Source organism: Bradyrhizobium sp. Crot121, from assembly GCF_059512385.1.
This window is the reverse complement of sequence record NZ_JCAMOR010000164.1, coordinates 1-5,988: the sequence shown is the minus strand read 5'-3', so window position 1 is coordinate 5,988 and position 5,988 is coordinate 1. Positions and strand designations below refer to the sequence as shown.

Below are 5,988 nucleotides of genomic sequence, written 5' to 3'. Positions count from 1 at the left end.
CTCCGGCTTCGCCACGCCCACCGCCGTCATTCCGGGACGATGCGCAGCATCGGGCTATGATGTGCAATTGCACATCAGAGAATCCATTTCTCCGCCGTCGCCCGCGGCCTGATGGATTCCGGGCTCGCGCTGCGCGCGCCCCGGAATGACTACCGGTTATTGCTGAGGTCGAGAGCGGACCCCGGGGTACGCTGACGCTCCACCCGGGCTGCGGCCCTGAAGGTTTGGCTCGGCGCCGGAGCTAATTTACTCCGGCTTCGCCACGCCCACCGCCGTCATTCCGGGACGATGCGCAGCATCGGGCTATGATGTGCAATTGCACATCAGAGAATCCATTTCTCCGCCGTCGCCCGCGGCCTGATGGATTCCGGGCTCGCGCTGCGCGCGCCCCGGAATGACAACCGGTTATTGCTGAGGTCGAGAGCGGGCCCGGGGTACGCTTTCGCTCCACACGGGCTACGACACCTTTGGTGTGGCCGCACCATCTCCTCACAACACGCAATGCTGTCGCAATGCCGCGCGTCGATGATGCGCGCGTCTTGATCCGAATCGCATCTGGGGCTTGCGGCGCGGCGCCGGGACACTGTGCTTATTATTGCAAGGTCATGGACTCATGTCTCACGATGCCACATCGTTTTTTCTCTCCTGGCTGTTCAACCCGCGCCGGGTCGGCGCGGTCGCCCCGTCCGGCAACGCGCTTGCCGAATTGATCACCCGCGAGATCACGCCGTCATCCGGCCCGATCATCGAGCTCGGCGCCGGCACTGGCGTCTTCACCTACAAGCTGCTGCAGAAGGGAATCAGGCAGCAGGATCTCACCATCGTCGAATACGGATCCGAATTCGTCCAGATCCTGCAATTGCGCTTTCCCGGCGCGCGCGTGCTGTGGATGGACGCGGCGCGGCTCGGCACGGTGAAGCTCGCCGATGACGGCTCGGTCGGCGCGGTCGTGAGCGGCTTGCCGTTGCTGACGATGTCGCCGCGCAAGGTGCTGTCGATCGTAAGCGGCGCGTTTCGCTATGTGCGTCCGAACGGCGCGTTCTATCAGTTCACCTACGGACCGAGGGCGCCGATCCCGCGGCCGATCCTCGATCGGCTCGGGCTGAAGGCCACGCTGGTCGGGCGCACCATGAGCAACCTGCCGCCGGCCTCCGTCTATCGGCTGGTGCGGCGCGCGCCGTCCCGCTTCTCCACGCTGCGTCCCGGCGCGATCGAGGATCAGTCGCAGCTTGACAATCTCGACCTGCGGCCGCGATTGGCAGTTCCTACGGTGCTGGAGCCGAGCTAAGCCTCACGCCGCGCGGATATTGGCGAGGAAGCCGTCGACCTTGCCTCGCAGCATCTCGGCCTGCTTGTTGAGCTCTTCCGCCGAATCCAGCACCTTGCCCGCGGCCGTGCCGGTCTCACCCGCGGCGCGGGTGACGCCGTCGATATTGCTGGAGACCGCGCTGGTGCCGTGCGCGGCCTGCTGCACGTTGCGGGCGATCTCTTTGGTGGCCGAGCCCTGCTGCTCGACCGCCGCCGCGATCACGGTGGTGATCTCGTTGATTCCGCCGATCGTGCCGCCGATGCCTTCGATCGCGTGCACCGCGTCCGTCGTCGCGCCCTGCATCGCCGCGACCTGCGCGGAGATCTCCTCGGTCGCCTTCGCGGTCTGGCTCGCCAGCGACTTGACCTCGCTCGCCACCACGGCAAAGCCGCGCCCGGCCTCGCCGGCCCGCGCCGCCTCGATGGTGGCGTTGAGCGCCAGCAGATTGGTCTGGCTCGCGATATCGCTGATGAGCTTGATCACGTCGCCGATCTTCTGCGCCGCCGCTGAGAGGCCTTGCACCGTCACATTGGTGCGGTTGGCCTCCTCCACCGCCTGCTGCGCGACGCGGGTCGATTCCGCGACCTGGCGTCCGATCTCGGAGACCGAGGACGACAATTCTTCCGTCGCCGCGGCCACGGTCTGCACGTTGGCCGAGGCCTGCTCGGCGACGGCGGAAACCGTCGTCGCCTGGCGGCTCGCTTCCGAGGCCGCGCCCGACATGCTGTTCGAGGTCGTGCGCAGACCGGCCGCGGCGCCCGCCAGCGCATCGAGCGAACTGCGGACGCTGTTCTCGAACTCGTCGGCCATCTTGCCGAGCAGGTTGATCCGCTCGGCTTCGGCCTGCTTCTTGAGCTCGTCCTGTTCGCCGCGCAGCCGCGCTGCATCGATCATGTTGTTCTTGAACACCTGGACCGACTGCGCCATCGCGCCGACTTCGTCGCGGCGCTCCTGCGCGGGGATCACGGTGTCGGTCGCGCCGTCGGCGATCTTGCGCATGGCGGCGGTCATGCCGGTGATCGGGCCGACGATGCTGCGTCCGATCAGGAAGCACATGCCGGCAACGAGCAGCAGCGCGACGGCGAGGATCGACCCGATCCAGCGCGCCTCCGACCAGAAGATCGCATCGATGTCGTCGAGATAGACGCCACCGGCAATGGCCCAGCCATAGGGTTTGAATTCGGTCGCATAGGAGATCTTCGGCACCGCCTCGCCACCGGCTACGCGTGTAAAGCGGTACTGCACGAAGCCGCCGCCCTGGGGAGCCATTTCGACCTGCCGGCGGGTGTAGAACACGCCGTCGGAATCAGCCGTATCCATCAGGTTCTTGCCGTCGACCTTCGGATTCGGATGCGACTCGACGACGCCCTGCTTGCCCAGGGCATAGAAATAGTCGTCCTTGCCGAAGCGCAGCGTGCGCAGCAGCGCCTTGCTTCGTTCGAGGACCTGCGCGTCGGAAAGGCCGGCCTTCCTGGCGGCCTCGTAGTCCTGCTCCACCGTCTGCTTGGCGAGTAGGACCAGATCCTGCAGCTTGGCCTTGCGATCCTCGAGCAGATTGTTCTTCAGCGCCTGCAGGCCGACAAAGGCCACGGCGACAATGCCGAGCACCGAAACTCCGACCATGATCATCAGCTTGGAGGAAATCCTGAGATTGCCGAGCATCGCACACCTTTTCTGGAGCTTCCGGCGGCTTCGGCCGCCGATGGTTCCGAAAGGATTAATGCGAATTGGTGAAATTGCCCCTAATGGACGCGACCGCAGGACCTTCCGGCTGCAGTCGATCACCTCTTCAAACAGAGCAAATCCGCGTCGAAACGTCACGCCTTTCGCGGCGAGCACAATGCGGGGCCGTAGAGCGCGACGAAGCCGATGAAGGCGATCGCCCAGGCGGCGCCGGCCACCGTCAGCAGCGGGATCATGTGCGCCGGCTCGAGCGAGGCGCAGATGCGTGCGAGTGCGGCGATAACGATCGCGGCATAGATCACCTGTGTCCCCGCGGAAGCCTGCAGCGCGCGGCCGGTATGGCCGAGGGTGGCGCGGGTCATCACCGCAAGCGTCATCCCGCCGATGGCGCCGCCGGTCCAGGCATGGATGCCGGCGCCCACCGGAACGAGGTCGATCGCAGCCAGTCCGGTCAGGATGAAGCCCACCGGTATGAACGCGTAGGCCAGGTGCAGGATCAGCACCAGGCGGTCGGACAGGGTCCGGTATCCGGCCCAGCGCCCAAGCCGGATCAGATGGAAGGCGCCGGCGGGCAATAGCAGCGCCGCGGTCAACGCGCCCAGCGGCATCGCCACCCAGGCCAGCAGCGCGATGCCGCCTGCCGCGACCGTGATGCTGTCGAAGCCGCCGAACGGAGTCGGCATCTGGCCGGCGGGTTGGCGCGCGAGCCAGTTGCGCGTGAAGCTCGGAATGATGCGACCGCCGATCAGCGTGACCAGCATGATCACCAGCGCGATCGCAAACCGCGTCGAATAATCGGCGAGCCCGTTGAGATGTGCCTCGATGTGGAAGGCCAGATTGGCGAGCGAGAGCAGCGAAACGATCGCCACGACCGGGAGGTTGCTCCATTTGCGTCCCGCCACGATCTCGCGCGCGGCCGCCGTCGCGAGCAGCGTGAGGAACGCGACATCGATCACAGCGGTAGCAGCCCATCCGATCGATGCCGAGAGGAAGATCGCGATCCGGCCGGCGATCCAGGTCGAGACCAGCGCTGCCAGCGAATTGCCCTGCAGCGGCAACCGCCCGGTCCAGTTCGGCACGGCAGTCAAAAGGAAGCCGCCGATCACGGCGCTGACATAGCCGAACAGCATCTCATGCACATGCCAGTCGCGCGGCGAGAACACCGTGGTCAGGGCCAGATGACCTTCATACACCGGCAGCCAGATCACGATCATCGCGCCGGCATAGGCCGAGCTGAGCAGAAAGAACGGCCGGAAGCCGTAGGAGAGTACGGCCGGCCCTTGATACTGGCGCAATCTTGGGATCGACATGGCTGCCATCCGCTCATGTACTTGTTGCTACTTTCCCGCCTCGGCGGGGGTATATTGAGTCTTAGCGTTCCGAGGTCCTGCGCGATTTGCGTCAGGACAACGTTCCGGAGGAATGTGGGCAACGGCCTACGGTTCCATCTCGCATGCGGTGCTTCGCCTGGGGAAGCAGGCTGGCCGCCGGATCGAGACCGGCATCGAGATCGATTTTCCGATCAGCCGCCAGGACGTCGGCCGAGATGACCGGCACCGCGCTGCACACGGTCAGCCGCATCTTGAGCGCATGGGAGCAGCAGGGCCTCGTCGAAGGCGGCCGCCAGCGCATCGTGCTGCGTGATCCGCACAAACTGTTCGCACTGGCCGAAGGCCGCATTCCCTCTGCTAGGTCCGGTGGCTGACGGACGCCGGCCGCAGGGGACGCACCGCACCTGGTATGATAGGCTTCGTGGCGATCCCGTAACCGAGGGTTGTGTCGCGGTAACTCTACCCGCAAATTGCGGGTTCCGTCTCGTGGTCCCGTCCGTTGCTATCGTCAACCGGCCGGTGTGTCGGGCGGATTGATCGGCCCGTCCGGCATCTAGAGCATGATCCGGAAAAGTGGAAGCCGGTTTTCCGAAAAGATCATGCTCAAACAAAGAGATGAGATCATGATTCGATTCCGTCTAATCGAATCATGATCTAGTGGTCCGCTACTCCGCCGGCTTGCTGAGATTCGGCGCGACCACGGTCGGATCCAATCCGAGCAGCAGGGCACGCTCTTTTCGCTCTTCGGCCAGAAAGCCCAGCTCGCGCTCAAGCGAACGGGCCACCGCTTCCTGGGCCGATTTGCGACGTTTGCTGTTTTCGTGAAGTCTTGGCGGTTGGGTAGTCACACAAGGTCCCCGTGTCATGAATCTGTCATGGGGTGATCGCATGGACGATTCAGTCGCCCCAAATCAAATACTTTTTAGTGGCTAAGTTTGCGCACCGTCCTAATACCGACAAAGTATTCATGCAGCGAGATGAGTGTTCGGCATGCACGCGCGCCCATTCGGCCGGATGAGATGATGAAGAACAGAAGTCCGAACGCTGCCCCCTACATCCTGACCGCCCTGGCGCTCGCCGCCGCGATCTGGACCGCACTGGGCTCGCCGCACAGCGAACGGCCCGTCACGAAGCAAGTGGCCCACAGCAGCGTGGCGCCGTGAGGCTGCGTAGCGGCCGCTGATTCCTGATCGTGTAAAGCAGCGTCCTCAGCACATTGATTCGTGTAGCCGGGCGCCGCCTCAACCACCACTCTTCGTCATTCCGGGGCGCGCCTCTTGGCGCGAGCCCGCAATCCATCGGACGGCAGGCGCGAGGGCGAAATGGATTCCGGGCTCATCGCTTCGCGACGCCCCGGAATGACGATGTGGCTGCTTTCGGTGCGACAAATCAACCCGACGGGCAAATCAGCAAAAGTCTGTCCAGCCCTGCAGCGAAAAACATTCCGCTTTCGCCGTCGGGCAAATCAGTGATTTAACTCCGCGCGTCTCACGGCGAATGAGGGGCGGCTCGCGATCGTCACGAACGTTGCGGTGAGATGCGGTGGACGCAGGTATTGCGAGAGACGAACGCAACACCGGCGGACGGTGAAGTCGTGTGGTTCTGGCGCCCCGACGCTGGCGCTAAGCTTCTAACGAAGTGACGGTGGCAAGAAAGCCCGGTCAC

General features: G+C 64.5%; 5 protein-coding genes and 1 pseudogene. 3 read left to right on the top strand and 3 right to left on the bottom strand.

All coding sequences use genetic code 11. The annotated features are described in order from the left end of the window. Positions 1–613: 613 nt before the first annotated feature. Complete coding sequence (locus AC5ZGW_RS45150; protein ID WP_051397142.1) at positions 614–1,288, top strand: class I SAM-dependent methyltransferase; 675 nt, start codon at positions 614–616, stop codon at positions 1,286–1,288. Positions 1,289–1,291: 3 nt separating this feature from the next. On the opposite strand, the gene AC5ZGW_RS45145 is transcribed toward AC5ZGW_RS45150, so the two are convergent. Both AC5ZGW_RS45145 and AC5ZGW_RS45140 read right to left on the bottom strand, forming a co-directional pair. Then, positions 1,292–2,971: a methyl-accepting chemotaxis protein gene (locus tag AC5ZGW_RS45145; protein ID WP_130231431.1), complete on the bottom strand. Its 1,680-nt coding sequence runs from the start codon at positions 2,969–2,971 to the stop codon at positions 1,292–1,294. A 155-nt stretch (positions 2,972–3,126) separates the two neighbouring features. Next, positions 3,127–4,302, bottom strand: a complete 1,176-nt coding sequence (locus tag AC5ZGW_RS45140) for an NnrS family protein (protein WP_349645143.1) — start codon at positions 4,300–4,302, stop codon at positions 3,127–3,129. Between the two features lie 136 nt (positions 4,303–4,438). Here AC5ZGW_RS45140 and AC5ZGW_RS45135 point away from each other — a divergent pair. After that, a pseudogene (locus AC5ZGW_RS45135) lies at positions 4,439–4,697 on the top strand (helix-turn-helix domain-containing protein); the annotation flags it as partial. Between the two features lie 291 nt (positions 4,698–4,988). On the opposite strand, the gene AC5ZGW_RS45130 reads toward AC5ZGW_RS45135, so the two are convergent. Beyond that, entirely contained in the window at positions 4,989–5,189 is a 201-nt protein-coding gene (locus AC5ZGW_RS45130; protein ID WP_210385126.1) for a hypothetical protein, read from the bottom strand. A gap of 156 nt (positions 5,190–5,345) precedes the next feature. On the opposite strand from AC5ZGW_RS45130, the gene AC5ZGW_RS45125 reads away from it, so the two are divergent. Further along, positions 5,346–5,486, top strand: coding sequence for a hypothetical protein (locus AC5ZGW_RS45125; protein WP_155255498.1), 141 nt, complete (start codon positions 5,346–5,348; stop codon positions 5,484–5,486). The last annotated feature ends 502 nt before the right edge of the window (positions 5,487–5,988 follow it).

Coding starts and splice junctions, on each gene's coding strand:
- AC5ZGW_RS45150 (WP_051397142.1), top strand. CDS start 614: ATGTCTCACGATGCCACATCGTTTTTTCTCTCCTGGCTGTTCAACCCG.
- AC5ZGW_RS45145 (WP_130231431.1), bottom strand. CDS start 2,971: ATGCTCGGCAATCTCAGGATTTCCTCCAAGCTGATGATCATGGTCGGA.
- AC5ZGW_RS45140 (WP_349645143.1), bottom strand. CDS start 4,302: ATGTCGATCCCAAGATTGCGCCAGTATCAAGGGCCGGCCGTACTCTCC.
- AC5ZGW_RS45130 (WP_210385126.1), bottom strand. CDS start 5,189: ATGACACGGGGACCTTGTGTGACTACCCAACCGCCAAGACTTCACGAA.
- AC5ZGW_RS45125 (WP_155255498.1), top strand. CDS start 5,346: ATGAAGAACAGAAGTCCGAACGCTGCCCCCTACATCCTGACCGCCCTG.